General features: G+C 66.4%; 26 protein-coding genes. 6 read left to right on the forward strand and 20 right to left on the reverse strand.

Annotated features, from left to right (window positions below):
- Positions 1 to 167: 167 nt before the first annotated feature.
- The 4 genes from qcrB to ctaE are packed head-to-tail and all read right to left on the reverse strand — an operon-like array spanning position 168 to position 4,441.
- Positions 168 to 1,865, reverse strand: coding sequence for a cytochrome bc1 complex cytochrome b subunit (qcrB, locus tag CAM01S_RS07500; protein WP_066518946.1), 1,698 nt, complete (start codon positions 1,863 to 1,865; stop codon positions 168 to 170).
- On the reverse strand, positions 1,865 to 2,929 hold the full coding sequence (gene qcrA, locus CAM01S_RS07505) for a cytochrome bc1 complex Rieske iron-sulfur subunit (RefSeq protein ID WP_066518949.1): 1,065 nt from the start codon (positions 2,927 to 2,929) through the stop codon (positions 1,865 to 1,867). The genes qcrB and qcrA overlap by 1 nt, the downstream gene beginning before the upstream one ends.
- Before the next feature lie 33 nt (positions 2,930 to 2,962).
- Complete coding sequence (qcrC, locus tag CAM01S_RS07510) at positions 2,963 to 3,790, reverse strand: cytochrome bc1 complex diheme cytochrome c subunit (protein WP_066518951.1); 828 nt, start codon at positions 3,788 to 3,790, stop codon at positions 2,963 to 2,965.
- A gap of 21 nt (positions 3,791 to 3,811) precedes the next feature.
- Complete coding sequence (gene ctaE, locus CAM01S_RS07515; RefSeq protein ID WP_066518954.1) at positions 3,812 to 4,441, reverse strand: aa3-type cytochrome oxidase subunit III; 630 nt, start codon at positions 4,439 to 4,441, stop codon at positions 3,812 to 3,814.
- Positions 4,442 to 4,519: 78 nt separating this feature from the next.
- Here ctaE and trpD point away from each other — a divergent pair, with 78 nt between their 5' ends.
- Positions 4,520 to 5,569 carry an anthranilate phosphoribosyltransferase gene (gene trpD / locus CAM01S_RS07520; protein WP_066518956.1) on the forward strand — a complete coding sequence of 350 codons (1,050 nt, stop codon included), beginning with the start codon at positions 4,520 to 4,522 and terminating at the stop codon, positions 5,567 to 5,569.
- A gap of 119 nt (positions 5,570 to 5,688) precedes the next feature.
- On the opposite strand, the gene glpK is transcribed toward trpD, so the two are convergent.
- Positions 5,689 to 7,200 (reverse strand): glycerol kinase GlpK, encoded by a 1,512-nt coding sequence (gene glpK / locus CAM01S_RS07525; RefSeq protein ID WP_066518965.1) that lies wholly within the window; start codon positions 7,198 to 7,200, stop codon positions 5,689 to 5,691.
- A 93-nt stretch (positions 7,201 to 7,293) separates the two neighbouring features.
- Positions 7,294 to 8,016, reverse strand: a complete 723-nt coding sequence (locus CAM01S_RS07530) for an MIP/aquaporin family protein (RefSeq protein WP_066519912.1) — start codon at positions 8,014 to 8,016, stop codon at positions 7,294 to 7,296.
- Between the two features lie 338 nt (positions 8,017 to 8,354).
- Here CAM01S_RS07530 and dhaK point away from each other — a divergent pair, with 338 nt between their 5' ends.
- The 3 genes from dhaK (at position 8,355) to dhaM (ending at position 10,792) form a co-directional block, all read left to right on the forward strand.
- Positions 8,355 to 9,356: a dihydroxyacetone kinase subunit DhaK gene (dhaK, locus tag CAM01S_RS07535; protein WP_066518966.1), complete on the forward strand. Its 1,002-nt coding sequence runs from the start codon at positions 8,355 to 8,357 to the stop codon at positions 9,354 to 9,356.
- Between the two features lie 63 nt (positions 9,357 to 9,419).
- Positions 9,420 to 10,061 carry a dihydroxyacetone kinase subunit DhaL gene (gene dhaL, locus CAM01S_RS07540; protein WP_066518968.1) on the forward strand — a complete coding sequence of 214 codons (642 nt, stop codon included), beginning with the start codon at positions 9,420 to 9,422 and terminating at the stop codon, positions 10,059 to 10,061.
- Positions 10,058 to 10,792 (forward strand): dihydroxyacetone kinase phosphoryl donor subunit DhaM, encoded by a 735-nt coding sequence (dhaM, locus tag CAM01S_RS07545; protein ID WP_066518970.1) that lies wholly within the window; start codon positions 10,058 to 10,060, stop codon positions 10,790 to 10,792. Before dhaL ends, dhaM begins: the two co-directional genes overlap by 4 nt.
- A 12-nt stretch (positions 10,793 to 10,804) precedes the next feature.
- On the opposite strand, the gene CAM01S_RS07550 is transcribed toward dhaM, so the two are convergent.
- From CAM01S_RS07550 to CAM01S_RS07585, 8 genes are all read right to left on the reverse strand, one after another.
- The gene (locus CAM01S_RS07550) at positions 10,805 to 12,184 is read right to left on the reverse strand and encodes an RCC1 domain-containing protein (RefSeq protein ID WP_157071472.1); all 1,380 of its coding nucleotides are present in this window, start codon (positions 12,182 to 12,184) and stop codon (positions 10,805 to 10,807) included.
- Positions 12,181 to 12,717 carry a hypothetical protein gene (locus CAM01S_RS07555; protein WP_157071473.1) on the reverse strand — a complete coding sequence of 179 codons (537 nt, stop codon included), beginning with the start codon at positions 12,715 to 12,717 and terminating at the stop codon, positions 12,181 to 12,183. Before CAM01S_RS07555 ends, CAM01S_RS07550 begins: the two co-directional genes overlap by 4 nt.
- A 146-nt stretch (positions 12,718 to 12,863) precedes the next feature.
- Positions 12,864 to 13,376 (reverse strand): signal peptidase I, encoded by a 513-nt coding sequence (locus tag CAM01S_RS07560; protein WP_066518985.1) that lies wholly within the window; start codon positions 13,374 to 13,376, stop codon positions 12,864 to 12,866.
- Between the two features lie 65 nt (positions 13,377 to 13,441).
- Positions 13,442 to 13,987, reverse strand: coding sequence for a hypothetical protein (locus CAM01S_RS07565; protein ID WP_157071474.1), 546 nt, complete (start codon positions 13,985 to 13,987; stop codon positions 13,442 to 13,444).
- 93 nt (positions 13,988 to 14,080) lie between these two features.
- The gene (locus CAM01S_RS07570) at positions 14,081 to 14,761 is read right to left on the reverse strand and encodes a cation diffusion facilitator family transporter (protein WP_066518995.1); all 681 of its coding nucleotides are present in this window, start codon (positions 14,759 to 14,761) and stop codon (positions 14,081 to 14,083) included.
- 123 nt (positions 14,762 to 14,884) lie between these two features.
- Positions 14,885 to 15,901, reverse strand: coding sequence for an MFS transporter (locus CAM01S_RS07575; protein WP_169795851.1), 1,017 nt, complete (start codon positions 15,899 to 15,901; stop codon positions 14,885 to 14,887).
- 194 nt (positions 15,902 to 16,095) lie between these two features.
- Complete coding sequence (locus CAM01S_RS07580) at positions 16,096 to 16,557, reverse strand: NUDIX hydrolase (protein ID WP_066519000.1); 462 nt, start codon at positions 16,555 to 16,557, stop codon at positions 16,096 to 16,098.
- Positions 16,554 to 17,330 (reverse strand): SDR family oxidoreductase, encoded by a 777-nt coding sequence (locus tag CAM01S_RS07585; RefSeq protein WP_066519002.1) that lies wholly within the window; start codon positions 17,328 to 17,330, stop codon positions 16,554 to 16,556. The genes CAM01S_RS07580 and CAM01S_RS07585 overlap by 4 nt, the downstream gene beginning before the upstream one ends.
- Before the next feature lie 168 nt (positions 17,331 to 17,498).
- Between CAM01S_RS07585 and CAM01S_RS07590 the strand changes: the two genes are divergently transcribed.
- Positions 17,499 to 17,975: an NfeD family protein gene (locus CAM01S_RS07590; RefSeq protein ID WP_066519913.1), complete on the forward strand. Its 477-nt coding sequence runs from the start codon at positions 17,499 to 17,501 to the stop codon at positions 17,973 to 17,975.
- Positions 17,972 to 19,204, forward strand: a complete 1,233-nt coding sequence (locus CAM01S_RS07595; RefSeq protein WP_083527856.1) for an SPFH domain-containing protein — start codon at positions 17,972 to 17,974, stop codon at positions 19,202 to 19,204. The genes CAM01S_RS07590 and CAM01S_RS07595 overlap by 4 nt, the downstream gene beginning before the upstream one ends.
- 92 nt (positions 19,205 to 19,296) lie before the next feature.
- On the opposite strand, the gene CAM01S_RS07600 is transcribed toward CAM01S_RS07595, so the two are convergent.
- From CAM01S_RS07600 to CAM01S_RS07625, 6 genes are all read right to left on the reverse strand, one after another.
- Positions 19,297 to 19,668, reverse strand: coding sequence for an RNA polymerase-binding protein RbpA (locus tag CAM01S_RS07600; protein ID WP_066519915.1), 372 nt, complete (start codon positions 19,666 to 19,668; stop codon positions 19,297 to 19,299).
- Positions 19,669 to 19,782: 114 nt separating this feature from the next.
- The gene (gene lnt / locus CAM01S_RS07605) at positions 19,783 to 21,420 is read right to left on the reverse strand and encodes an apolipoprotein N-acyltransferase (protein ID WP_083527857.1); all 1,638 of its coding nucleotides are present in this window, start codon (positions 21,418 to 21,420) and stop codon (positions 19,783 to 19,785) included.
- 11 nt (positions 21,421 to 21,431) lie between these two features.
- Entirely contained in the window at positions 21,432 to 23,882 is a 2,451-nt protein-coding gene (locus CAM01S_RS07610) for a DEAD/DEAH box helicase (RefSeq protein ID WP_066519013.1), read from the reverse strand.
- A complete protein-coding gene (tatC, locus tag CAM01S_RS07615; RefSeq protein ID WP_306306285.1) occupies positions 23,879 to 24,703 on the reverse strand; it encodes a twin-arginine translocase subunit TatC in 825 nt (274 codons plus the stop codon). The genes CAM01S_RS07610 and tatC overlap by 4 nt, the downstream gene beginning before the upstream one ends.
- A 15-nt stretch (positions 24,704 to 24,718) precedes the next feature.
- The gene (locus tag CAM01S_RS07620) at positions 24,719 to 25,714 is read right to left on the reverse strand and encodes a helix-turn-helix transcriptional regulator (protein ID WP_066519020.1); all 996 of its coding nucleotides are present in this window, start codon (positions 25,712 to 25,714) and stop codon (positions 24,719 to 24,721) included.
- Positions 25,711 to 26,730: a helix-turn-helix transcriptional regulator gene (locus CAM01S_RS07625; protein WP_066519023.1), complete on the reverse strand. Its 1,020-nt coding sequence runs from the start codon at positions 26,728 to 26,730 to the stop codon at positions 25,711 to 25,713. Before CAM01S_RS07625 ends, CAM01S_RS07620 begins: the two co-directional genes overlap by 4 nt.
- Positions 26,731 to 26,750 lie beyond the last annotated feature (20 nt).

Below are 26,750 nucleotides of genomic sequence, written 5' to 3' on the forward strand. Positions count from 1 at the left end.
GGAGACCACACTGCCACCGCGACATGGACAAGTTCAGCACGAGAGGTGAACACAGGCTGAAGCGGCAGTCAGCGTGTCGCGGAATCTTTCCGGCTGCGTCACGACGGAGACCCCGCCAGCGTGATGCTGACGGGGTCTCCGATTCTTGAGCGGCTCGTTGATCCGACCTAGTGGCCGAGCGGACCCGCTCCGACCTGAGGCGCCGTGTTGGCGGCGTCGACCGCGGGGTTCGCGTGGTGGGAGGAGTGCGCCGTCTCGAGCTCTTCCTTGCTGACCGGCGCGATTCGGTCCTCGAAGAAGAAGCGAGAGAGTCCCGCGCGGATCTTCTCCGAGCGTGTGATCTTTCCCTTTGCGTTCGGGCGCAGCATGAGCGGCTGGTAGTCGTTGAACTGCAGCAAACGCCAGCGCTCGTACTCATCGAGCTGCTGATGCACCTCGATGTATTCGCCGTGCGGAAGACGAACGATGCGCCCGGATTCGTACCCGTGGAGGACGATCTCGCGGTCCTTCTTCTGGAGCGCAAGGCAGACCCGCTTCGTGATCCAGAACGCGACGAACGGACCGAGGACCGCCATGGCCTGGATGACGTGGATCACCGAATCGATGGACACCATGAAGTGCGTTGCGATGATGTCTGAGGACGCCGCCGCCCAGAGGCTGCCGTAGAGGGTGATGCCCGCAGCACCGATCGCGGTTCGAGTCGGTGCGTTCCGTGGGCGGTCGAGGATATGGTGCTCCCGCTTGTCTCCAGTCACCCAGGCTTCGAGGAACGGGTACGCCGCGATCGCGACGATCAGCAATACGAGCACGATGATCGGCAGCAGGATGTTCATCGACAGCGTGTAGTTGCCCCAGATGATGAACTCCAGGTGCGGGGGCACCAGACGGAGAGCGCCGTCCGCGAATCCGATGTACCAGTCCGGCTGCGTGCCTGCGGACACGGGGGACGGGTCGTACGGGCCGTAGGTCCAGATCGGGTTAATCGTGAAGAACGATGCGATCAGCGCGAGGATCCCGGCGACGATGAAGAAGAACCCGCCTGCCTTCGCCGCGAACGCGGGCAGGATCGGCACGCCGACCACGTTGTCATTGGTCTTGCCAGGCCCGGCCCACTGCGTGTGCTTGTTGATGACGACGAGCACCAGGTGCACGCCGAGCACTGCGACGAGGATCGCAGGCAGGAGCAGGATGTGCAGGGTGTACAAGCGTCCGACGATCGCGGTCCCGGGGAACTGGCCGCCGAACAGCAGATAGGCGATCCACACGCCGATGACCGGCACGCCCTCGATCATGCCGACGATGATGCGGAGACCGTTCCCGGAAAGCAGATCGTCCGGAAGCGAGTATCCGGTGAAGCCTTCAGCCATCGCGAGCACCCACAGCGTGAACCCGAAGACCCAGTTGAGCTCGCGCGGCTTGCGGAACGCGCCGGTGAAGTACACACGCGTCATGTGGAGCATGATCGCCGCGATGAACAGCAGCGCTGCCCAGTGGTGGATCTGCCGGACGAAGAGGCCGCCGCGGATGTCGAACGAGATGTTCAGGGCCGACTGCATTGCGGCCGACATCTGGACGCCCTTGAGCGGAACGTACGCGCCGTTGTAGACGACCTCGGCCATGGACGCCTGGAAGAAGAAGGTCAGGAACGTCCCGGAGAGCAGGATGACAACGAACGAGTAGAGCGCGACCTCACCGAGCATGAAGCTCCAGTGGTCGGGGAAGATCTTGCGGCCGACCTCCTTCACGAGACCGGAGATGCTCGTGCGCTCATCGATGTAGTTCGCGACGGCGCCGAGGATTTTCGAGCCGGGCTCCGGCTCGTTCGCGGGCGTCCGCGTGGGCCGTTCGGTGGTGGTGCTGGACATTAGCGATCACGCTCCCAGAATGACGGGCCGACGGGCTCGTGGAAGTCGCTCTGCGCGACCAGATACCCCTCGGCGTCGACCGTGATTGGCAATTGGGGGAGGGGCCGACTTGCCGGTCCGAAGATCACTTCGCAGTTGTGGGAAACGTCGAAGGTCGACTGGTGGCAGGGGCACAGCAGGTGGTGGGTCTGCTGTTCGTAGAGCGCAACGGGGCAGCCGACGTGCGTGCAGATCTTGGAGTACGCGACGATGCCGTTGTACTGCCAGTTCTCCCGCCCCTTCGGCTCGTGGAGGTCGTTCGGGTCGAGGCGCATGAGCAGCACCGCGGCCTTCGCCTTCTCCTCCAGCATGTCCTCTTTCTGCAGGAGGCCTTCCGGAATCACGTGGAACACGGAGCCGAGCGTGACGTCAGACGCTTTGATCGGAAGACCGGTCGGGTCTTTCGTCAGGCGCGTGCCCTTCTTCCACATGGTGTGCCGGAGGAGCTCGTTCGGGTCGGCTGCGGGGGCGAGATCGCGCACCAGCACAATACCCGGCAGCGGGAACGCGGCGAGGGCGCCGATGATGCTGTTTCGGATCAGCTTGCGGCGGCTGAACCCGGACTCCTTGTCCGCAAGCTGGAACGCCTCGACGGCCTTTGCGCGGGTGGTCTCCGAGCCGCGCGTCGGGTGCCGCATCTCCGCGATCTCTCGATCGACGACGAGCGTCTTGGACCAGTAGACGGCTCCGAGCCCCATGGACAGCAGCGCGAGCGCGATGGCCAGGCCGAGGAAGAGATTCGCGGTGCGGACCGTGCCGAAGTCGTTCTGCTGGATCGGGAATGCGACGTAGGCGGCGACCGACAGAATGCTGCAGATGATCGACACGTAGAAGAACGTTGCGACCTGTCGTTCCGCGAGCCGCTGCTTCTTCGGGTCGACGTCGGTCCGGCGGGGGCGGTGCGGCGGCTCTCCCGGGTTCTCGAACGGATCGGCCGGGAGGATTGCTGTTCCTGCCGATGCGCTGGCACCGTGCTTCTCGACAGCCGAGGACGAGCTCAGCATCTCGTCGTCGTGCTCTGCCATGGTGTTCCCTTCAGTGTCCTCGGTACGTCGAACTCAGTTGGACTTCGCGGTGAGCCACACCGTCATTGCGACGACCGCTCCGAGCCCGAAGATCCAGATGAACAGACCTTCCGCGACCGGTCCGATGTTTCCGAGGGAGAACCCGCCCGGCGACTGGTGCGTCTGGATGTACTTGAGGTACGTGATGATGTCCGCCTTCTGCTGCGGCGTGATGTTCAGGTCGTTGAAGACGGGCATGTTCTGCGGCCCGGTCACCATCGCCTCGTAGATGTGGCGTCCGCTGACGCTTTGCAGGTTCGGTGCGTACTTGCCCTCGGTGAGGGCACCGCCGGCACCTGCCACGTTGTGGCACATGGCGCAGTTGACGCGGAACAACTCGGCGCCGGTCGCGGCGTTTCCGCCGCCGTCGGTGTACTTGGAAGAGGGGATCGCGGGGCCTGGAGCGAGCGAGGCCACGTACGCGGCGAGCTCGTCGATCTGTGTCTGGCTGAACTGCGTCGGCTTCTGCTCGGCCTGGGGGCCGTCGGCAGCCATCGGCATGCGGCCGGTTCCGACCTGGAAGTCCACGGAGGCAGCACCGACGCCGATGAGGGAAGGTCCGCTATTCGTGCCCTCGGCCTTCAAGCCGTGGCAGGTCGCGCAGTTGGATGCGAAGAGCTTCTGGCCTTCGTTCACTTGTGACTGGCTGTGCAGCGCGACGGCGCTGGACTGCGCGGTGTCAGCGGTCGCTGACGACGTGAACAGCGCGTAGGCGCCGCCCGTCGTCAGAAGCCCTACAAGGATCAGCGTCGCTGTGGCGAGCGGGGAGCGGCGACCCTTCTTCGTGCCGGTGCTGCTGTCGTTCTTGGTGCGTGTGAACATGCGCGGTGGGCTATCCGATTCCTACTTGAGAAGGTAGATGACTGCGAACAGGGCGATCCAGACGACATCGACGAAGTGCCAGTAGTACGACACGACGATGGCCGTCGTTGCTTCCTTGTGACCGAAGTTCTTCGCGGCGAAGCCCCGACCGAGCGTGAGGAGGAACGCGATCAGGCCGCCGGTCACGTGAAGGCCGTGGAATCCGGTCGTCATGTAGAAGGCCGACCCGTACGCGCTCGAAGAGAGGGTGATGCCGTCGTGCCACATGTTCGTGTACTCGTAGATCTGGCCGCAGACGAACAGCGCGCCCATGCAATAGGTGACGAACATCCACTCCGTCATGCCCCAGTCGCGGGGATTCCAGCTGGTGCGGTGCACCTGGAATTTCTCGGCCGCGAAGACCGCGAACTGACACGCGAACGAGGACAGCACCAGGATGATCGTGTTCGTCGCTGCGTACGGAACGTCCAGGTGGGCGGTTTCGGTCGCCCAGAGCTTCGGCGACGTGCTGCGCAGCGTGAAGTAGATGGCGAAGAGCCCGGCGAAGAACATCACCTCGCTCCCAAGCCAGACGATCGTTCCCACCGCGACGGGATTGGGGCGGTTCAGGATCGGACCGCTAGCGGATCTCGAGATCGTGGTGCTTGTCACGGGTCCATTATGGCCGAATCCACCGACAGTGTTTTCGCAGCGAACTGCCGGGCGGCTCCGAATCACTACGATCGAGGCATGTCGGGATCGCTCACATGGCCCTCCATCATCAGCGCACTGATGGCTCGCTCCGATCTCTCGATCAGCCAGTCGACGTGGGCCATGGAGCAGATCGTGGGCGGTCATGCGACCGGCGCCCAGATCGGGGCCTTCCTCGTCGCGCTCAGAATGAAGGGCGAGACCGTCGCGGAGGTCGTCGGGTTCCGGGATGCGATCCTCGACGCGGCGATCGACCTCGACGTCGACCCGATGGCCGTGGACATCGTCGGGACGGGGGGAGACGTCGTCGGCACCGTGAACATCTCGACCACCGCGGCGATCGTCATCGCTGCGGCGGGTGTGCCGGTCGTCAAACACGGGAACCGCGCATCCTCGTCTCGGAGCGGCTCCAGCGATGTGCTGGCAGCGCTCGGCCTCGACCTCACGATGGACAGCAGTCGGGTCGCGGAGACATTCCGGCGTGTCGGTCTGACCTTCGCGTTCGCGAGCGCCTTTCACCCGGGGTTCCGTCACGCCGCGCCTGCGCGCGCGCAGATCGGTGTCCCCACGGTCTTCAACTTCCTCGGCCCGCTCGTCAATCCCGCACGGTGCGAGGCGAACGCGGTCGGCGTTGCGAACCCGGAGCTCGTTCCGATCATCACCGGCGTGTTCCAGACCCGCGGCACCACGGCTCTCGTCTTCCGCGGCGACGACGGCCTCGACGAGCTCACCACGACCGGTCACAGTCACATCTGGGAGGTGTCGAGCGGTCTCATCACTGAGCACGATCTCGATCCACGAGATCTCGCCATCCCTCGCGCTCGAATCGATGATCTACTCGGCGGAGACCCGGCAGAGAACGCCGCGATCGTTCGCCGCGTCCTCGCCGGCGAAACCGGTCCCGTTCGTGACATCGTGCTGCTGAACGCCGCTGCCGGCCTCGTCGCCTTCCGACTGGCGCAGTCGCCGACGGAGGCTGCGCGCCCGATCGTGACGCGCCTCCAGGAGCAGCTTGTCGTCGCCGCGGACGCGATCGATTCCGGCGCGGCCACCCGGAAGCTGGAGGCGTGGGTCGCCGCTCACAACTGAGCCGACCCTCACAAAGCGCGGGCGTGTCGCCGGTATCCGATCGACTCGACGTGGGCTGCACGTGGAACGGGTCCGCCCCTCGCAGCACGAGGAGGCGGACCCGTTCGACGACCGATGAGTCAGTGCACGTCTTCGTCCACCCAGTCGAAGGTCTTCGTGACGGCCTTCTTCCAGAGACGCAGCGTGCGGTCGCGCTCGGCGTCGTCGAGCTGCGGCTCCCAACGACGGTCTTCCTGCCAGTTCGAGCGGAGCTCGTCGAGCGACTTCCAGAAGCCGACCGCGAGGCCCGCCGCGTAGGCCGCTCCGAGTGCTGTGGTCTCCGCGACGACGGGCCGAACGACCGGCACGTTCAGGATGTCGGCCTGGAACTGCATGAGCGTGTCGTTGGCGACCATGCCGCCGTCGACCTTGAGTTCCGTCAGCTCCACCCCGGAGTCCGCGTTCACTGCGTCGATGACCTCGCGGGTCTGGAACGCCGTGGCCTCCAGCGCTGCGCGGGCGATGTGGCCCTTGTTCGCGTAGCGAGTGAGGCCGACGAGCGCGCCACGCGCGTCCGGCCGCCAGTACGGCGCGAAGAGACCTGAGAACGCGGGGACGAAGTAGACCCCGCCGTTGTCCTCGACGGTCTTCGCGAGCGTCTCGACGTCCGGCGCGCTCTGGATGAGCCCGAGGTTGTCACGGAGCCACTGGATCAGCGACCCCGTGACCGCGATCGATCCCTCGAGCGCGTAGTGGGTCTCCTGGTCGCCGAGCTTGTAGCCGACCGTGGTCAGCAGTCCGTTCTCGGACCGGACGATCTCGGTGCCGGTGTTGAAGATCAGGAAGTTGCCGGTCCCGTAGGTGTTCTTCGACTCGCCGGTGTCGAAGGCCGCCTGACCGAACGTCGCGGCCTGCTGGTCGCCGAGGATGCCTGCGATCGGCACCTCCCGAAGCAGGCTCGACGACTCGACCTGGCCGTACACCTCGGACGAGGAAACGATCTCCGGGAGCATCGACTTCGGCACGCCGAAGTCCGCGAGGATGTCGTCGCGCCAGCTCAGCGTCTCCAGGTCCATGAAGAGCGTGCGGGAGGCGTTGGTCACGTCCGTCTTGTGGACACCGCCATCGGTGCCTCCGGTCAGGTTCCACAGCACCCACGTGTCTGTGGTTCCGAACAAGAGGTCGCCGGCTTCGGCCTTCTCGCGAGCACCTTCGACGTTCTCGAGGATCCACGCGATCTTCGTCCCGGAGAAGTAGGTCGCGAGCGGGAGGCCCACGATCGCCTTGTAGCGGTCGGTGTCGCCGTTCGCGAGGCGGTCGACGATGGACTGGGTCCTGGTGTCCTGCCACACGATCGCGTTGTAGACCGGCTTGCCGGTCGTCTTGTCCCACACCACCGCGGTCTCGCGCTGGTTGGTGATGCCGACGGCCGCGACGTCGTGGCGCGTGATGTCGGCGCGCGACAGCGCCTGACCGATCACCTCACGGGTGTTGTCCCAGATCTCGAGCGGGTTGTGTTCGACCCAGCCCGCACGGGGGAAGATCTGCTCGTGCTCCTTCTGACCCACGGACACGATCGATCCCGAGTGGTCGAAAACGATCGCTCGTGTGCTTGTCGTGCCCTGGTCGATGGCAACGATGTAGTCAGCCATGTACTGCTCCTTCGGGGATTCGTTTGGCCGGGGTCAGCGGGGTGCGGGTCCCAGCCGGTGTGCGAGGGTGAGAAAGGTCGATGATGGCGCTGGTCAAGCCATCGGGAGGAGGGCGCCGGACACGAGCGCCGCGAGCCCACCACCGATGAGCGGGCCGACGATCGGCACCCATGAGTACGACCAGTCGCTCGTTCCCTTTCCGCGGATCGGGAGGACGGCGTGGGCGATACGCGGGCCGAGGTCACGGGCCGGGTTGATCGCATATCCGGTCGGCCCACCGAGGCTGACGCCGATCGCGATGACGAGGAACGCCACGGGGATCGCACCGAGGGACGCCGGCGTGCGCCCGTTGGTGAACGCGATGACCACGAAGTTCAGCACGAAGGTGCCGATGATCTCGGTGACGAGGTTCCAGCCGTAGGAGCGGATCGCCGGTCCGGTGGAGAAGACGCCGAGCTTCGCTGCCGCGTCGGGTTCTTCGTCGAAGTGCTGTTTGTAGGCCAGCCAGACGATGACCGCTCCGACGAACGCGCCGATCACCTCGGCGAGCATGAGCAGCAGCATCGCTCCGAAGGTCAGCTTGCCGAGCAGGAACTGCGCGAAGGCCACCGAGGGGTTGAGCAGACCGCCGGACTTGTAGGCGACGGTGACGCCGGCGAAGACCGCGAAGCCCCACCCGATCGTCACCATGAGGAAGCCGGCACCGAATCCCTTGCTCTTCGTCAGCGAGACCGCGGCGACGACGCCGCCACCGAGAATGATGAGCATTGCGGTACCGACGAGCTCGGACAAGAACTTGATCCCGATGCCGTCCATCGCGAGACCTCCTGTGTCTGAGAGGAGGACCGCTTTCACCGGCACTCCTCGTTGAGTGATTTCGCGATGAGCATAGTGCTGGGATTTTGCTGGACGAGCCCAATTTCGAGGAACGTTCTCGTGAATTGCACGAACGTGCACACGCGGCAATCTGCTGCGTTCGAATGCGCCGCAAGGGCATGCGGGGGCGGATGATCAAGGCTCGCGAAGCGCGGAGCGCCGTCGTGCACAAACGTGCAACTAGTCCGCACGGGCATGGCGGTACATTGAGCGCAACCAGGCCGCGAGCGCCTCGAGTGGTGCGCCGGCCTCCGGATCACTGTGCGTGGAGGCATTCGATGAAGAAGCTGATCAACGACCCGCAGCGCGTCGTCGACGACACCGTTCGAGGGTTCGCTCTGGCCCATGCGGACCGCGTCGTGCTCACGGAGTCTCCGATCCACCTTCGGCGGTCGGACGCTCCGGTTCCGGGCAAAGTCGGGATCGTCAGCGGGGGCGGCAGCGGACACGAGCCGCTCCACGCGGGATTCATCGGGCACGGCATGCTCGACGCCGCTGTTCCGGGACCCGTCTTCACCTCGCCGACGCCGGACCCGATCGTGGAGGCGACGAAGGCGGTCGACGCTGGTGCGGGAGTCCTCCACATCGTGAAGAACTACACCGGCGACGTGCTCAACTTCGAGACCGCGGCGGAGCTCGCCGGGATGGACGGGATCCGGATCGAGTCGGTCGTTGTCGATGACGACGTCGCCGTTCAGGACTCGCTCTACACGGCGGGTCGTCGGGGTGTCGCTGGCACGGTTGTCGTCGAGAAGTGCGCTGGGGCTGCTGCCGAGCGCGGAGATGACCTTGACGCCGTCGCCGGCGTTGCTCGCCGGGTCAATGCGGTGACGCGGTCGATGGGTCTCGCGCTCGCTCCGTGCACGGTTCCGCACGCGGGGGAGCCCTCGTTCACGCTCGCTGAGGACGAGGTCGAGCTCGGTATTGGCATCCATGGCGAGCCGGGACGCGAGAAGATCGCCATGGCGCCGGCGGACCAGCTCACGGACCGGGTGATCGAGCCGATCCTCGCAGACCTTTCACCGTCCGAGGGTGCACGTGTCCTGCTCTTCGTGAACGGGATGGGGGGCACGCCGCTGTCTGAGCTCTACATCGTGTACCGGCGCGCTGCCGAGGTCCTTGCGGAGCGTGGTCTCCAGGTCGCGCGTAGCCTGGTCGGGAACTACGTCACCTCGCTGGAGATGCAGGGATTCTCGATCACGCTCTCGGTGTTGGATGACGATCTTCTTGCGCTATGGGATGCGCCGGTCGAGACGCCGGCGCTCCGGTGGGGTCGGTGAGATCACAGCGTTCCGGGACTCGGCAAGGACCGGGATCCGACGAGGAGAGGAAAGCAGGTGGGAATGCTTGACACGGCGTGGGCGGTCCGATGGGTCCGCGCGACGGCGGCGACTGTGGCAGAACATCGCGCCGAGTTGGTGACGCTCGACCGCGAAATCGGTGACGGCGATCACGGTGAGAATCTCGACCGAGGGTTCCGCGCCGTTGTCGAGTCAGTGGACGCAGACGAGGATTCCCTCACGACTCCGGCCGACGTGCTGAAGCTCGTCGCGACGAAGCTCATCTCCACGGTCGGCGGTGCGTCCGGTCCGCTGTTCGGGACTGCGTACCTGAAGGCGTCGCAGGCTGTCGGCGGCCGGGATGCGCTCGATCCGGAGGCTGTGGTCGCGTTGCTCGCGGCGGCGCGGGACGGCATTGTCATGCGCGGGAAGGCGCAGCCAGGCGACAAGACAATGGTCGATGCGTGGACACCGGCGGTCGACGCCGCGGGGGAGGCGTCCGCTGCTGGGGCTTCCGTGGTGGCGGTACTGGAGGCGGCGGCGTCTGCCGCGCAGGCGGGTGCTGAGGCGACCGATCCGCTTGTCGCGCATAAGGGGCGGGCGAGCTATCTCGGGGAGCGTGCGATCGGACACCGCGATCCCGGCGCGCAGTCGACCGCGTACATTCTTCGAGCCGCTGCGGATGCTGCAGCTGATGCAGCGTGAGCGTCGCGATCCTCGTCGTGTCGCACAGTGCGGAGCTCGGCGCGGGCGTCGCTGCGCTGGCTGGACAGATGGCACCGGACGTCTCGATTGCGGTTGCCGCGGGGACGGACGACGGCGGCATCGGGACCTCGTTCGACCGGATCAGTCAGGGGTTCGAGTCCCTTCGCGACAGCGAAGGAGTGGTGGTGGTGTGCGATCTCGGATCGGCGTACCTCACGGTCGATACCGTCCTTGAGTTTCTCGACGATGAATTCCGCTCCCGTGTCGTGGTTTCGGATGCGCCTCTGGTTGAGGGTGCTGTCGCCGCGAGCGTTGCGGCGCAGGCCGGTGGAAGCCTGCGGTCCGTGGTCGCGGCAGCGGCGACTGCATGGACGCGGCCGAGCGATGCGCCCGATCTCCCGCGCCGGCCAGACGCGACGCCTTCGGGGAACGAGGATTCGCAGGGCTCACGAGCGGCGGACACATCACAGCATGGGCACGCGCGGGCCTCTGCGGAGCTGGTGAACCCTTCTGGGCTGCACGCGCGGCCGGCTGCAGAGTTCGTGAGGACGGCAGCTCGATTCGAGGCGGTTGTTCGGGTGAACGGTGTCGATGCCAAGAGTCTCCTGGCGATCATGGCGTTGGCATTACCGCAGGGGAGTTCTGTCGAGATCGAGGCAACCGGTGTCGATGCTCGGGCGGCCGTTGATGCCTTGACGGATCTCGTGCGATCCGGGTTCGGAGAAGCCTGATCGCGCGGTGACTCAGCGTTTCGAGGGAAGCGTTGGGCGCTCGGGGAGCGGTGCGTTCGGCTTTGTCGAGACGGTGACAAAACTCGCGGTGCCCGCGGCGAAAATGGCGGTGGTGCGGGCGTTTCGTGCTGGTTCGACTCGGTAGGGCTTGATCGCCCTGGTATCGGGAGCCTGGTCGCTGAGTTGCGATTCGCCGTTGTTTCCCCAGACGTAGAGTGCGCCGGATTCTCCGATCGCCATATCGTGCTCGCTGCCGGCGCTGATCTGCAAGATCGGCTCCGGAAGGAGGTCGACGTGTTGCGGGGCGGCTCGCTGTTGCGTGTCGACGTTGTCCGTGGGTTCGAGATCGATCCCGAGTTGTCCTTCGACGTTGCGGCCCCAGGTGAAGATCGACCCGTCGGTCATGAGCGCCATGGCGTTCAGCGTTCCCACTCGGAGATCGACGACGTTGCTGAGCACTGGTCGCGGAGTGGGGTATTGAACGTTCGGGACCTTCCTTGCGAGGATGCCTGACTGGTCTTGTCCCCAGGTCCAAACGGTGCCATCGGTGAGGAGGACCAGGTTCGATCGGCGCGGCTCCGCGCCCTCGTCGACTCGGTGGGTGATCCCGGCGGAGCTGAGGATCGGTGTTCCGCCGAAGTCGTATGCGGTGACCGGTACGGCGGTTGGCACGGGTTCGGGGAGGCCGGTCTGCGTGTAGTCGGCGCGAAGAGCGTTTGACTCTCCGAAGCCCCACAGCGTGCCGTCGGCGGTCTCGAGGAGCACACTGTCGGCGAGCGGAAACATATTGATGATCCGCCCGACATGATCGGTGCGCGCGTCGTGCGGGGTACGGATGTCGTCGGTGGCGTCGCCCTGCCCGAGTTGTCCCCAAAAGTTTTGCCCCCAGGAGACGATGCGACCGGAAGCGGTTCGCGCGTATGCGGCGTGGGTCGTGAGCCCGATTTCCATAATCGGGCTCGTTGCTGCTGCTGTTCCAGTGAAGTCGATCCGCTGGGGCTCGTTCACCATCTCGGTCGTGCCGTCACCGATCAGGCCGCTCTCGTTGGATCCCCACGCCCACACGACGTTCTGCGTCGTGAGGACGATGTGCGTCTGGTCGGTGTCGATTCGTTGTCGGACAGTGATTCCTGCGAGTGGATGGTCGTCGCCGTATGGCAGGTGGACGAACTCGGTCGCGACCGCGGAGCTATAGTCCGTCGCGAAGTTGCCCGCGGACTGTCCAACGGCAAGGGAGAAGTACCGGCCGTCGGAGAGACCAACCCGGTTGTCGAAGATGATGGAGTCGTTCGTGTGGAGTGCGTTCGCCGGAGCGGCAACGGTCAGCGTTGCTATCAGGGAAGCGATCGCACCGCCGATTGCGGTAAGGCGCACGGGGCGGCTGTGTTTCACAGAGATTCCTCCAGACGTTGCGATGCGGAACGCCGGGCAGTGGGGTGAAGCGCGACCCCTGTCGCGGCTGCGGATATCGCGAGAAGGATCAGCGTTCCAAGGTCGACGCCGGTGATTGCCAGGCGGTCCGGGAGTTCCGTCGCGTCGAACCGGAGGTGCGCCGTGGTTGTCGAGGCAGGCATGTCGGCTGCGTTGATCTGCAGGGACGCGGCGAGGCACACGTCTGCGGTGGTTCCGGGGCTGACGGCGCGGTGAGGAATCGGCGCGCCGCCGACTACGGGTTCCTGACGGTCTCCAGTGGTGAAGGATTGGGCGCCGCACTCCTTCGTGTCTGCCACCGCAAGTGTCAGCTTCTCCGCTGCTGGACGGTGACCTGAGATCCGCGCGACCTCCGCTCGCACACTGACTTCGACATCGCGCGAGCCGCGATTCTCAAGTCGGGCAGACCGATAGGCGGTTTCACCGGGCGCGAGGACGACATCGAAGAGCGCCGAACCCGGTGTCACTCGAAGCGGGGTGTCGGACTCGCGCATGCTCGCTCGAGCGTCTGGATGGGCAGAGCTGATCGACGACCCGTCGCCCCGCGTTCGCTCGGCGCCAACCGCGCCGAGCTGCCCCGCGAAGGCAGCAGCGAAAGCAGTGGCCGCGATGCTCCACGCAATGCATTGAAGTGAGCGCGTCATGAGGGGCGTGGTTCTCCTGGTCTTGCGGCACGAGGCCGGCGTCGCGCGGGCACGATGAACGCGGGTACTGCGATGGCAGCGGTGATGATCCGCCCGCCCCAGCTCTGCAGGAATCGGAAGATGTCCGCGGAAGTCCCCGTGAGTGCAATGCGAGGAGCACCGAGGACCAACGACGACGTCACTTCAATTGGGTCGGGCGCCGTGTTGTTGTCGCCCTTGAGTACTGCTCCATCGGGCGTGGGCTGATGCACGCGGTGCACGTATTGTTGCGTTCGATCGCCCGCCGATTTCGTCACGACCACGATTTGGCCTTTGCGCGTGAGTTCAGATCCGTCGGGGGACCGAATGAGGAGGACATCGCCGACCAGGTAGGTCGGGACCATCGAAGATCCGGTCACTGTCATGTAGGAGTCACCGCTCGCAACTTGCCAGGCGAGCGGGGCTACAAGCGCGACGAGAAGCGCCGCACCGGTGACGCGCCAGAGGGTGATCAGCAAGTCGATCATCATTCGTTGAATCCGGGGTGGCGGGGGAGCGATGCCCTCCCCCGCCACCCATCAGGCTGGTTGCGGTATCAGGCCTTGACTGCGTCGAACTGGAAGTCGAGCATTGCCTTGAGATCGCGGTCGGCAAACTGCGGGAACGCGGAAGCGTCCTTCACGAACACTTCGACCTTTGCCGTCTTGGTGGCGCCGGCATCGACGGTGATGCTCGAGGGGAGCGACATCTTGTCGAGCTTGCCGGTCTCGTACCGACGGCCATCGATCGTGACGGCGGTGTCGAGCGCTCCCATGAGGGCATCGCGGTACGCGTCGTTGCCCGGCTGCTTTTTGGTGGACACGTTGACGGTGAGCGCGTCTTCAGTTCCCTCATTTCGGAGCGTGTAGTAGTCGTACACGGTTTCGCCGTTCACACCGCCGTCGAAGTCGTAGACGATCGGGTCGCCGGTCACGACGAGGCGTGAGTCGGTGTCGGAGGACTCGGGTGTGGTGCCGAACACGTTGTCGAAGATCGTGCTCTGCGAGGTGATCAACGCACCACCGGTTGCGAGGCCTCCGACGAGGACGGTTGCGATGCCGCCGGCGATGAGCGCGCGCTTTCGCGTGGTGTTCAGAGTCATCTGGTCGTCACTTCCTGTGTTGATGAGCCAGTCGGTGTCGACTGGTGAGATCGAAGATACCACAGTGTGAAATGTCAGATGAGATCAGACGGGTTAATCGTCGTCGAAGTCGACCTCTGCGCCGCGGAGCGCTCGGGCTGCCTTGATGATGAGCCGCACTGCCGGGAGCGCAATGAGTGCTGCGAGGGCGAGGGCGACGACCGGGTCAAGCCAGAGCCACCGACCCGTGACGAGGATGATCCCGCCGGCGACCGCGACGCCTCCCGCCGCTGCTGCATCGGCGAGGGCATCCAGCAGCACGGAGCGCATGTGGAGGTCTTCACTCGCCGCGGACCGGCCCAAAATGAGCGCACTGCTCAGCATCACGACAACGGTGATGCAGGCCGCGAGGACCATCGGAAGGCCATGAATATCGGGGGAGCCGCGCATGAGGCGATTCGCCGACTCCCAGGCGACCGCAACTGTCACGCAGGCGAGGAGGGTTGCATTTACGAGCGCAGCGGCCGGGATCGCCTTGCGGGCCGATTCGGCAGTCGAGCGGTCGCGAATCCGAACGGCGACGAGCCCGAGGAGAAGAGCCAGCGTGTCGGCGACGGCATCGCCAGCGGCGGCGAGTACGCCGACCGAGTGCGCCACCTGTCCGGCGATCGTGAGTCCGACGATCAGACCGACATTCAGGAGGAGAACGGCGGTCAGGCGGCGGGCTTGCGTCGTCCGGAGGTGGGCAGCGGTCGGTGCATTGCTGTTGGACCGCGAGCTCGGGTGGTCTGCCACCAGAGTAGTCTACGAACCTGAGCTGACATAATATGCATTATCGGTCATGGCGAGGAGGGGCAGAACCGGCCCGAGCAGCGACCACGTGACTTGGAGCCAGTCTCGTTGCCTGGCGCGGTGGTCTTACCCGTGTGACGTCGGACGAAGCGAGCCAGCGGCTGCGAACGCGGCGACGAACAGGACGGCAACGAGCCAGAGAGCCGAGATCGGCCCGATGTGCTGCGCGAGCGTGCCGACAACCGGCGGTCCCGCGAAGTTCGCGAAGTAGCCGATTGACGCCACGACGCTCACACGCGCTGCAGGGTTGCTGCCGCTCTGCGCTGCAGCGGACATTCCGAGTGGGAACCCCATCGAGACGCCGACGGCCCACAGCACGATGCCGATGAGGATGAGCCACCACAACGGAGCGAGGATGAACAGCACCGTTCCGACGATTCCGAGGGCTGCAGTGACTCGAATGGTCGTGACGCGTCCGATCCGATCGACGACGGGGCCGGCGAATACGCGCGCCCCTGCCTCCGAGACGGCGAAGGCGGTGAACGCGAGCGCGCCCACGGTCGCGGTGCTGCCGTGGCCGTCGATCGTTGCGAGCGAGAGCCAGTTGTTGGCCGAGCCTTCGCCGAGTTCGACGCCGAGCATCACGACGCCGATGAGCAGGAGGCGCGCATCAGCCCAGCCCGACGCCCAGGCTCTGAGACGCTCTCTCACGGAGAGCGAAGCGTCGCGGTTCTCTGCGCGAGTGCCAGGCGGCACTGACCGCATCGCCCAGACGCCGACGATGAGCAGCAGCGCCGCCTCTCCGAACAGCTGCGTCGCAGGGGTGATCCTCACAGCCGCACATGCGGCCGCGAGTCCCGCGCCGAGTGCGGCCCCACCGGACCAGGCGGCGTGCATGAGCGGCAGCGTCGTTCGTCCGATGCGCACCTCGATCGCGGTGCCCTCGACGTTTGCCATGACGTCCAGCGAGCCAATTCCGAGCCCCGCCGCCACAAATCCGACGGTCGCGATCACTGGGGTGTGCATTACGGCAGCCACGCCAATGATTGCGATCGCCGCGGGAATCAGGACGACCGCGCCCGTGAGCGCCCTGCGGCTGCCGAATCGACGGAGCGCCGGCGCGGCGCCGAGGAGGCCGCCCACCGATCCGATTGTGACGCCGGCGAGCATGAGACCGATATCACCGAGACTGACCCCGAAGTCGGCCCGGAGCTCCGCGAGTCGGGGCCCCCAGGCGGCGAGGCTGACGCCGCCGAGAGCAAACGCGATGATGATCGCCGTCCGCCATCGGCGGAGTTCGGCGGACCCGATCGGTGTCGCCGGATCGATGCTGCTGTCTACGATGCGACGCCACCGAAGCGTCGGATGAGTTCGGGCAAGTCCGGGGGCTCGAACGACTCCCCTGACGCCTCGAGCTCTGCCGCGCTGAACCACCGCCAGCCGAGGATGTCCGTCTGCTCCTCGTCGGTCCACCCTGTTGCGGAGAGCTCGAACCCGTCGGTTCGAACGACGTAGAACTCGGAGTGCCCGGCGTCATGGTCGGCCTGGTCGAATTCGACGGCGAAGTCCCATGACCACACCGACGGGCCCGGATCGTCGATGACGATTCCTGTCTCTTCGCGGAGTTCGCGAATCGCTGCAGTCCGATGGTCCTCCCCCGGATCGACTCCGCCGCCCGGGGTGATCCAGCGATGGAAGCCGTCGCTCGACGGCGCCCGCGTGTCCATCAGGAACGCCCGGCCCGCTCGGTCGAAGAGCAGGATGCGGGAGGTGCGCCTCAGTCCGGCAGCGGCAGTCACGATTCGGAGGTGGTTCCGATGAACTCGGAGACATCCCCCACGAGCCGGGTGTGATCGACCGGGATCGGCTCGACCGCGGCCGCGGCGACTTCGGCGGCGAACTCGGAGACGTTGTAGAGCCTCCCGACAGATTCGCGACGGCCCGAGATCGCCCCCGGGTTGATCCGTTCGAGCAGCGTTGCGGTGATCGTTCCCTCGATCATGTCACCGGAGACCACCACGAACTCGACGCCCGCTGCGGTGAGCTGCGGGAGGAGCGCTCGAAGCGCGAGCTCGCCTGCGCGCTTGCTCTTCGCGACGGGCAGGTATTCGGGCAGCGTGTCCGCCGTCTCGACGAAGTGCGCCTGATGGCTCGTCACGAAGACGACGCGCGAGCCCGGAGCCATGAGCGGAAGTGCAGTGCGGAGCACGTCGACCTGCGCGTCACGGTTGAGCCGGAGCGCATAATCATCGCCCATGCCAGCCTCCATGCCGCCCGACGCATTCAAGACCAAGAGATCAAGGCCGCCCCACGTGTCGTTGATGGTCGTCACCATGGCGACGACCGAGTCGTGGTCAGTGAGATCGGCTCCCACGGCGATCGCTGCCCCGCCATTCTCGACGACCTTGGCGACAATCTGCTCGGCACGCCGCGCCTTGTTGCGATAGTTCACCGCGACCTTTGCGCCGGCTGCGGCGAGGTACGAGGCAGTGTCGGCACCGATCCCCCGGGACGATCCGGTCACGAGTGCTCGAACGCCGTCGAGTGTTCCAGGGGCGATGGGGTCTGCCACGGTGTCGGTCTCCTTCGGATCGTCGCGGCGACGAGCCTATCAATCGACGGTGGTCCGGCTGAGGCGCTGAATCCGCATCGAGGAGACTGAAAACCAACAGGTTGCGAGCTCTTGAGCGCATACTCAGGCTGCTAGCGTTGTCGCAATCGAGTGGGAGGCGCGGAATCGATGTCTGAGATCGCCCTCGTGTGGACCATCATCTGGATCGTCGTCGGCCTTGCGCTCGGCGTGATCGAGATCTTCGCGCTCGACTTCATCTTCCTCATGCTCGCGGTCGGCGCGGCCGGCGGGCTCGTGTCGATCCTGCTTGGCCTCCCCTGGTGGGCATCGGTGATCATTGCGGCTCTGGTCGCGCTCCTGCTGCTCGGCTTGGTCCGACCGCGCATGCTGCGCCTGCTCAGCCGCGGAGCGGACCCCCGGCCCACTAACGTCTCGGCGCTCATCGGTATGCCGGGCATCGTCGCCGTCGCCTTCACGCCCTACCAGCCGGGCCAAGTGCGGCTCGCCAATGGTGAAACGTGGAGCGCCCGGCTGACCGGCGAGCCGGACACAGAGGGCACTCCCCCGCTCGGCACACGTGTGACAGTGGTCGCAATCGAGGGCTCGACGGCCGTCGTCCGTCCCGCCGAAAGGAACGTCGCATGATTTCCGTCGGAACCATCGTGTTGATCGCACTGATCGTTGTGATCGTCATTTTCGTGATCGTGGTGCTCGCTCGCGCCATCCGGATCGTGCCGCAGGCCACTGCGGGCATCGTGGAGCGGCTCGGGCGCTATCACAAGACCCTCGCGCCGGGGTTGAACATCCTGGTGCCCTTCATCGACCGGCTCCGGCCACTGATCGATATGCGTGAGCAGGTCGTCTCGTTCCCGCCGCAGCCCGTCATCACCGAGGACAACCTCGTGGTGTCGATCGACACGGTCGTGTACTTCCAGGTCACCGACGCTCGCGCTGCGACCTATGAGATCGCGAACTATCTCGGCGCGGTCGAGCAGCTGACCACGACCACGCTCCGCAACGTCGTCGGCGGGTTGAATCTCGAAGAGGCGCTGACGAGCCGCGACAACATCAACGGGCAGCTCCGGATCGTGCTCGACGAGGCCACGGGTAAATGGGGAATCCGCGTCGGTCGTGTCGAACTCAAGGCGATCGAGCCACCGACGTCGATCCAAGACGCTATGGAGCAGCAACTCCGTGCGGAGCGTTCGCGGCGCGCGGCGATTCTGCAAGCCGAGGGAACAAAGCAGTCGCAGATCCTCGAGGCTGAAGGGCAGCGCCAGGCGGCAATTCTCCAAGCAGAAGGTGCAGCGAAAGCGCAGGTTCTGCGCGCGCAAGGTGAGGCGCAAGCGATTGCAACCGTGTTCGAAGCGATCCACACCGGGGACCCCGACGACAAGCTGCTGTCGTACCAGTACCTGCAAACACTGCCGAAACTCGCCGAAGGCAGCGCGAACAAGATTTGGATGATCCCGAGCGAGTTCACCGAGGCCCTCAGCGGGATCGCTCGCGGGTTCGTCGGCGGCGCCGGGCGCGTCTCCACACCGTCAATGCCGGACAGCGACAGCGGCGGGTCTGCCGAACACGCCTCTCGGCCCGTACGCCACTCGGCAGGCTCGTCGACGTCAGCGCCCGGGGATGACCCGTCCGGCAACCCGCTCGACCTGATCTCGCGCCTCGCAAGCGCGAGCCTCGCAACGGCGCCGAGCGGCGGCATCGACACCGATGTGCCGTCCGACGCCAGCCTCGACGAACGACTCGCGGCATCGGACCGGAGTGTCTCCGATCACATCGCTGCGGCGAACCTCGACACCGACGCGGGCCACGAAAGCACCGGCGATGCCGACGCGTCTGGCGCGCCAGCCACCGACCGCTAGCCGACGAGCGTCAGTCCGGTGACGAGCCGGCGGTCGCGAGAACGGAAAAGCGGGCGGGGCCTGAACGCCACCGCCCGCTCCGTCAGGGTCGTTTAGACGCCGATCTTCTCGTCCGACGTTCCACGCCGGGACCGAAGCACTGCCAGCCGCTCCTGCAGCAACTCCTCGAGTTCTTCGCGAGACCGCCGCTCGAGCAGCATGTCCCAGTGCGTGCGCGGCGCCTTCGCGTCGTCGTCGGCGATCGGAACCGGGGATCCGTCGTCGCCGATCAGCCGACCCTCCTGGCCAGAGCGCGGCGACTGCCAGGTCTGCGGGACGTCCGCATCCGCCGCGAAGATCACCTCAAACGTCGTTCCCTCGTCGGTCCGGTACACGGCACGCTGCCGTTCAGACAGCTCTACGCCGTCCTCGCTCTGGAGGCTCTGGCTCCCAAGCCGCATGCCACGAAGACTGCGATCCGCCATGTCCCACTCCTTCCGCTTGCTTGCCCGGTGAAACCACACGGTGCTCGGCTTCGTTCCCGATCGCACCATTTCACAGAGCACTCTCAGAGGATCAGGCGGGGAGTGTCCCGGCCATCATCGGACGTCGCGCCCTCGGTTCCTCCACCAGGCTCGTTGGCGACGATCGTCGCTCCCCCATGGGGCAACCGCGACCAGCGTCAGCACTCCCCCGAGCGCGAGCACGAGGGTCATCAGCGGAGCGAGAACGACATCCGGCGGCGTCGAGGTGCCGAGCGGGACGTCTGCGATCATCGACGTCGCGGTGTACGGGGGCACCGACGCAAGGGTGCGGCCATCCGGGCCAATGACTTGCGACGCGCCCACGGTCGAGATGTTGACGAGCGATCGCCCGAGCTCGACGGCGCGCATCCGTGCGATCTGGAGCTGCTGAAGATTCTCATCCGTGCCGTCGAAATCTGCATTATTCGTCTGCGCAAGGATGATCTGCGCGCCGCTGTGCGCCATGTCCTCGGTGAGCGCATCGTCGACGATGTCGAAGCAGATCGCCACGCCGACTCGGAGACCCCCCGCGTGCAGGACGTTCGGCTTGGTCCCCGGCAGATAGTCGCGCTGCAGCAGCCCGATCAACGACGGAGCGATCTTGGAATAGAACCACCGGTCCGGGACGTATTCGCCGAACGGGACCGGCCGCTTCTTGTCATAGGACCCCGCCCATCCGCTCTTCGTCCACACGAAGGACGTATTGTGCAGCGCGCCAGCCGGGGTCTCCGTGATCGCGCCGGCGACCAGCGGCGCATGTGTTCCCGCCACGACGGCGTTCAACTCGGCGGCAACCTGCGGGTACCGTCGTGGGTCGAACTCCGCGGACGCTTCCGGCCAGACCACGAGCCCGACGCCGGGTACGCCGGTGCGTGTCGCCTGCATCTGTGACTGCAGCACCTGACCCGGCTGGGCGTTGGAGAAATATCCTGCGGGCCCATCGCCCTGCACCGCCTCGACGCGCACCGTTCCCGACGTCGTGGCGTCCCACGCAGGAACCGCCAGCACAGCGGACACCAGCACTCCCGCAACGCCGACGCGAATCGTGCGCGCCCAGCCGTGCTCGAGCATCAGTGCGACGACGACAGCCACCAGGTACACGACGACGAACGAGAGCCCCAGCACGCCGACGTAGGCGACCAGGTGCAGAAACGGTCCGGTCGTCTGCGAGAGCCCCACGCGGCCCCACGCGAACCCGCCGTACGGCCAACTGCCGCTCCACCACTCCCGCCCGGTCCACAGCGCCGCAACGATCAACGGCGTGAACCAGACGCGACCCGCTCGGGTCGGGACCGCCCGCGGCACCCACCGATATGCGAGCGCGATCGCAACGAGCCCGACCGCGACGAACGCTGCTTCGACGAGCGCCAGCGCGAGCCACGGCACCGGTCCGAGGTATCTGCCGGCCCATGACACCGCCGGAATGAAAAACGCTGCTCCAGCGACATACCCGAGCCATGACGCTCGTCGCCACGGCTGCCCCATGACCGCGAGCAGCATGCACGCCACCGCGGGATAGACCGCCCACCACCACCCGGGCGACGGGAATGAGAGCGCGAAGAGCCCGCCACCGATCACGGCGAGCGGAACGGCGACGCCGACCCGGAATGGCGGTACGGCTCGCGCTTGGATGGTCGGCGTTCCCACGGCATCGGGCGACCAAGGGGCAAACGGGGTCGAGGCGTCCGGCACCGGTACGTCCAATGGCGTCATGGCCCGAGGCTTCATACCGTCGCGTATGCGACGATCCCCCGCCGCACCGCATCCACCGCACGCACCGCCGTCTGCGCGAGCGGACCGTCCGCAGCGTTCCGGATCTGGTCGAGCAGATCGATGACCTGCTTCGACCACCGAACGAAGTCCCCCGCAGCGAGGTCGAGCGTCCGCAGAACATCGTCGAGCGCGGAGCCGGACGCCCATCGGAACATGCCGAGCGCCATCGCCGGGGTGGGCGGCTGAGAACCGGCGAGTCGTGCCTCCCGTTCGACATCGTCGAGCCGAGCCCAGATCGTCAGCGTCGCATCGAGTGCGGGCCGAAAGGCTCCGCGCGGAACTGCGTGCTCCGTGCCCGGAGCGTCCTCCCTGCGCGGCTCGTAAACGATCGTCGCAGCCATTGCCGCGAGCTGTGCGGCCGTCAGGTCCTTCCAGACGCCCGACTCCAGGCACTCCGAGACAAGCAAATCCCGGTCGCCGTAAATGCGTTGGAGGCGCCTCCCGCCCTCCGCGACGAAGACCGCGCCGTCGGCCCCGTGTCGCAGGTACCCGAGCTGGAGCAACACCTCCGTGACCCGGTCGAAGGTGGTCGCGACCGCACCGGTTCGCGAGCGGATCTGCTGCACAAGCTTCTCGTTGGCCCGCTGCAGCTTGTACCAGCGCTCAGCCCAGCGGGCGTGCGCCTCACGGTCGGGGCAGGCATGGCACGGGTGGCGGTGCAGCTGGCGCCGCACCTCCGCGATCGCGGCCTGCCGCTCCTGCCGCGCCCCGTGTGACGCTTCCTTGCCGCCCGGGACACTTGACCGCTCGAGGTCGGACAGGCGTCGGCGGAGCGACGCGTACTCCTGGAAATCGCCGAGATGGCAGACCATTCCGCGCTGATACCCGTCGAGCGACTCCTGCTGCGATCGCACCTTGCGGGCCAGGTCGACCACCGACCGGTCCGCCTGGAACTGCGCGAACGACGTCTCCAAGATCTCGCGCGTGCGTTCCCGTCCGAACTGATCGATGAGGTTGACCGCCATGTTGTACGTCGGGCGGAACGCCGAGTTGAGCGGATACGTGCGGCGACTGGCGAGCGATGCGACCGCTTGCGGCTCGAGACCGTCCACCCACTGGATGACCGAGTGCCCCTCGACGTCGATGCCGCGTCGGCCGGCACGCCCGGTCAGCTGCGTGTATTCGCCCGGCGTGATCGGCACACGTGCTTCGCCGTTGAACTTCTCGAGCTTCTCCAGCACCACGGTCCGTGCGGGCATGTTCACGCCGAGTGCGAGTGTCTCGGTCGCGAACACCACCTTCAGGAGCTTGCGCTGGAAGAGGTCCTCCACGACCTCCTTGAACGCCGGCAGCATTCCCGCGTGGTGCGCGGCAACGCCGCGCTCGAGTCCTTCGAGCCACTCCCAGTAGCCGAGGACGGCGAGGTCCTCGTCGAGGAGCGTGCGGCAGTGGAACTCCGCGGTCTCGCGGATCTCGCGGCGCTCCTGCGCAGTGGTGAGCGAGACGCCCGACCGCAGAACGTGTCGGACGCCTTGATCGCAGCCGTTCCGACTGAACACGAAGAAGATCGCCGGGAGCAGCATCCGCTCGTCCAGCATGCGGACAATGCCTTCGCGGTGCATCCGTTCCTGGCGCGGACCGCGGTGATCCTGCGGAATGCCACGGCGCCCACCGCGACCTCGTGCTGCTCCCCGACCTCCGCCTCCCCCGCGGGACGCCGAGCCCACCAGGCGCATGAGTTCCGGATTCACGCGATTCGTCGCCGCTGCGCCGGACGAGTCGAACAGATCGACGAGCTTCGACCCGACCAGAACGTGCTGATCGAGTGGCACGGGGCGGTCCTCGGACACGATCACGTCGGTGTCGCCGCGCACAGCCTCGAGCCAGTCGCCGAACTCCTCGGCATTTGAAACAGTTGCGGAGAGCGAGACGAGCCGCACCTCGCTCGGCAGGTGCAGGATCACCTCTTCCCAGACCGGGCCGCGGAACCGGTCGGCGAGGTAGTGCACCTCGTCGAGCACGACGTACGCGAGATCCTCGAGGAGGTCGGAGTCGGCGTAGAGCATGTTGCGCAGCACCTCGGTGGTCATGACGACCACACGGGCGCGCGAGTTGAGGTTCGTGTCGCCCGTGAGCAGTCCGACCTCGGTCTCGCCGTACGCTTCGACGAGCTCGGCGTACTTCTGATTGCTCAGCGCCTTCATCGGCGTCGTGTAGAACACCTTCGCGGTGGGCTGGCGCATCGCCAGCCACACGGCGAACTCGGCAACGATCGTCTTGCCCGCGCCGGTCGGCGCAGCGACAAGCACGCTTCGCCCCGCGTCGATCGCCGCGCAGGCAGACTCTTGGAACGGATCGAGATCGAAGCGGAGGTCCGCGCTGAAGAGCTCGAGGTTGCGGGAGGCGCGTCGGCGTTTCGAAGCGGCGTAGCGCTCGGCCGGGCTCAGCTCGACTCCGGTCACAGACTGAGCTCGGCGTCGAGCGCATCCTGTCGGCGGGCGACCGCGCGGTCGTGGAACCACGACACCAGACATGCCGCGAGATAGAGCAGCATCAGCGGGACGGCGAGCAGGAACATCGAGATGATGTCCGCCGACGGGGTCACCAGAGCGGTGAAGACGAGGATTGCGAGAATCGCGATACGCCAGGACTTCAAGATCGCCCGCGCGGACACGACGCCGACGTAGTTGAGCAAGACGAGGAACACCGGCAGCACGAACGCGACACCGACAGCGATCACGAGCTTGATGACGAAGTTGTAGTACGACTTTGCATCGACGATCGAGACGTCTTGTTTCGAGACGAAGCTTCCGAGGATGCCGACGATGTGCGGCAGAACGTACCAGCCCGCGAAACAGCCGCCGAGGAACAGCGGGATCGCCGACCCGAGGAAACCGATGGCGTAATTGCGCTCCTTCCGCACGAGCGCAGGCACGACGAACGCCCAAATCTGATACAGCCAGACCGGACTGGCGATGATCACGCCGACGGTGACAGCGATCTCGAGCCGCAGGTCGAAGGCGCCCGTGATCACCGGGAAGTTCAGCTCGGCGGTGTGACCGCCCTCGGAATGCGCCAGGGCCGTGACCGGGGCTCGGAGTCGGTCGAGCACCCACGGTGTGACGAACCAGCCGGCCACCGCGCCGATCGCCACCGCGATGACGGCGCGGAACATGCGCTTGCGGAACTCGACCAGGTGCGCTCCGAGTGACATGCGTCCTTCGGGATCCTGGCGGGATCGTCCGGAGCGGCCCGGGCCCTTGCGCGGGGTCGTCGTGGCCATGTGCGGCAGTCTACGTCACGCGGTTCGTGAGGACGATGCCGTGTTCGCGGCGAGCGCGTTCTCCGCGAACACGCGCACAGCGGCCCGTGCTGCTGGCGGATCGAGCACGACCGCGCGCCCCGGCAGCCCTGCGACGAGGCGGGTGACACCGTCGAATCCTGCGGAGGCCGCAAGACGGATCCGGACGCGACCGGCGCCATCCGGCGCGTCCGCGGTGTCCGCGAGGTAGTCCGCGACCAGCGGAAGCGATGACGAATCCAGCTCGACGGTGACGATGATGTCGTCCGCCGAGCGCTGGAACAGCGTGTCCGGGATCGCGCGCGCCTCGGTGTGGGGCTCGGCCGGCCGGTCATCGACGGCGACCTCGGACATCCGGTCCAGGCGGAAGGTGCGGAGCGCTGCCCGGTCGAGATCCCAGGCGCGGAGGTACCAGTCTGCGTCGATGGACTCGACGCGGAGCGGGTCGACGGTCCGGACGCCACCCTGCGAGCGCGGTCCGGCGTATTCGAATCGCAGGCCGTGCCCCGTGCTCATCGCCCTCCGGATCACCGCCAGGGTGGCGTCGTGCTCATCCCGTCCGACCGCGACGTTCGCCGCGCGGCCTCCTGCCCCTCTGGTGAGCTTCGTCATCAGCGCTCGGATCGCCTCGCCATCGCCGGCCTCGGGGAGCGCCGAAAGGTACTGCAGGCCTGCGATCAGCGCCGACGCCTCTCGAGCAGAAAGCCGGGGCGCGTCGTCGATCGCAACGAGGTTCGTCAGGACGATCATGTCGTTCTGCTCGAAATCGTCCCACGCGATGTCGAACAGGTCGCCGTGCTGGTACTGGAGGGTCTCCCCCGGCACGCCGGAGACGGCGATCAACTCGACCGCGCGGCGAATGCGGGCGGCGGGAACGCCGAAATGGCGTGCCGCCTCAGCCACCGACACGCGCTCGTGGTCGATCAGATATGGGACGAGGGCGAGGAGGAAGGTCAGCTTGTCCTGAGCCTGCATCGGCTGACTATCGCTCATGCGGCATCATCTGTCTGGGCGTGATCGGCGGCGAGCCGGCGGAATCGGCTGACGAGCCGCTGACGGATCTCGGCGGGTTCGATGACGCGGAGTTCTGCGCCGAACGATGCGAGCTCTTCGACGAGGATCTGCGGGTCGACGTAATGCACGACCAGCGCGCCGTCCGAGCGCACGGCGGTCCCACGACGCCGGCCGAGTCGGCGTTCGGCGTCCGAGCCGGGCGTTGTCGCGACGGTGACGGTTCGCTCGCCCCACAGGCGGTCGAGTTCCGCCAGCGCTCGCTCAGCGGCCCCGGCAGGAGCGACGTGCTTGCCTGCCTCGACCATCCGAACCGGGCCGACGATCCGGGAGAGGAGATAGTTCTTCGTTTGCCCAGTCGAGAATTCGAGCGCGGAGAGCATCCAGCGCCCGGCGTGCTGAATCAGTGCCAACGGCGCCACGAAGCGGTCGCGCGGTTCGTCGTGACCCGGGGTGATGTACGCGAATCGGACGGCGCCGCTGCGATCGAGCGCATCGCGCAGCGGCTCGAACGCTGCGTCGCGCGCGCGGAGGCGGGGCGCGTAGGCGGCGATCGCGTCGTCGTCGGCGTCAGGGTCGGCGCCGATGGACCGCACCTTGAGGAGGGCGCGCCGTGACTCTGCAGAGAGCGAGCCTTCGCGCCACGCCATCGCTGCGAGCGAGAGGAGCGCCGAGTCGTCCGGGGTGAATCGGATGTCGTCGGGGAGGTTGTACTCACCTTTCGGGATCCGGTATCGGAGCGTCTGGTTGTTTCCGGAGGACCCTGGCGTCTCGATGGTCTCGAGTGGTATCCCGAGTTCCCGGATATCGTCCTTGTCGCGTTCGAACTGGCGCTCGAGTGAGGCGTTGTCGCCGCTGCGAGACCAGCGTTGGCGATAGCCCTGGACGTTCGCGAGGATGTCGGTCTTCGTCAGCCCTGATTCTGTCGAGAGCAGCGCGAGCACCAGGCTGAAGAGGCGCTCTTCAGCGGGAATTCGGGGGGCTCGGGCGGCGGGCACGTGCCGATCCTAACGGCCGA

The sequence above is a fragment of the Curtobacterium ammoniigenes NBRC 101786 genome, from assembly GCF_001571045.1.
Lineage (GTDB): Bacteria > Actinomycetota > Actinomycetes > Actinomycetales > Microbacteriaceae > Curtobacterium > Curtobacterium ammoniigenes.

Bases quoted from the DNA above. Each gene is read 5' to 3' on its own strand.
- qcrB (WP_066518946.1), bottom strand. From the start codon at position 1,865: ATGTCCAGCACCACCACCGAACGGCCCACGCGGACGCCCGCGAACGAG.
- qcrA (WP_066518949.1), bottom strand. From the start codon at position 2,929: ATGGCAGAGCACGACGACGAGATGCTGAGCTCGTCCTCGGCTGTCGAG.
- qcrC (WP_066518951.1), bottom strand. From the start codon at position 3,790: ATGTTCACACGCACCAAGAACGACAGCAGCACCGGCACGAAGAAGGGT.
- trpD (WP_066518956.1), top strand. From the start codon at position 4,520: ATGTCGGGATCGCTCACATGGCCCTCCATCATCAGCGCACTGATGGCT.
- glpK (WP_066518965.1), bottom strand. From the start codon at position 7,200: ATGGCTGACTACATCGTTGCCATCGACCAGGGCACGACAAGCACACGA.
- CAM01S_RS07530 (WP_066519912.1), bottom strand. From the start codon at position 8,016: ATGGACGGCATCGGGATCAAGTTCTTGTCCGAGCTCGTCGGTACCGCA.
- dhaK (WP_066518966.1), top strand. From the start codon at position 8,355: ATGAAGAAGCTGATCAACGACCCGCAGCGCGTCGTCGACGACACCGTT.
- dhaL (WP_066518968.1), top strand. From the start codon at position 9,420: ATGCTTGACACGGCGTGGGCGGTCCGATGGGTCCGCGCGACGGCGGCG.
- CAM01S_RS07555 (WP_157071473.1), bottom strand. From the start codon at position 12,717: ATGCGCGAGTCCGACACCCCGCTTCGAGTGACACCGGGTTCGGCGCTC.
- CAM01S_RS07560 (WP_066518985.1), bottom strand. From the start codon at position 13,376: ATGATGATCGACTTGCTGATCACCCTCTGGCGCGTCACCGGTGCGGCG.
- CAM01S_RS07565 (WP_157071474.1), bottom strand. From the start codon at position 13,987: ATGACTCTGAACACCACGCGAAAGCGCGCGCTCATCGCCGGCGGCATC.
- CAM01S_RS07590 (WP_066519913.1), top strand. From the start codon at position 17,499: ATGTCTGAGATCGCCCTCGTGTGGACCATCATCTGGATCGTCGTCGGC.
- CAM01S_RS07595 (WP_083527856.1), top strand. From the start codon at position 17,972: ATGATTTCCGTCGGAACCATCGTGTTGATCGCACTGATCGTTGTGATC.
- CAM01S_RS07600 (WP_066519915.1), bottom strand. From the start codon at position 19,668: ATGGCGGATCGCAGTCTTCGTGGCATGCGGCTTGGGAGCCAGAGCCTC.
- lnt (WP_083527857.1), bottom strand. From the start codon at position 21,420: ATGACGCCATTGGACGTACCGGTGCCGGACGCCTCGACCCCGTTTGCC.
- tatC (WP_306306285.1), bottom strand. From the start codon at position 24,703: ATGGCCACGACGACCCCGCGCAAGGGCCCGGGCCGCTCCGGACGATCC.
- CAM01S_RS07620 (WP_066519020.1), bottom strand. From the start codon at position 25,714: ATGAGCGATAGTCAGCCGATGCAGGCTCAGGACAAGCTGACCTTCCTC.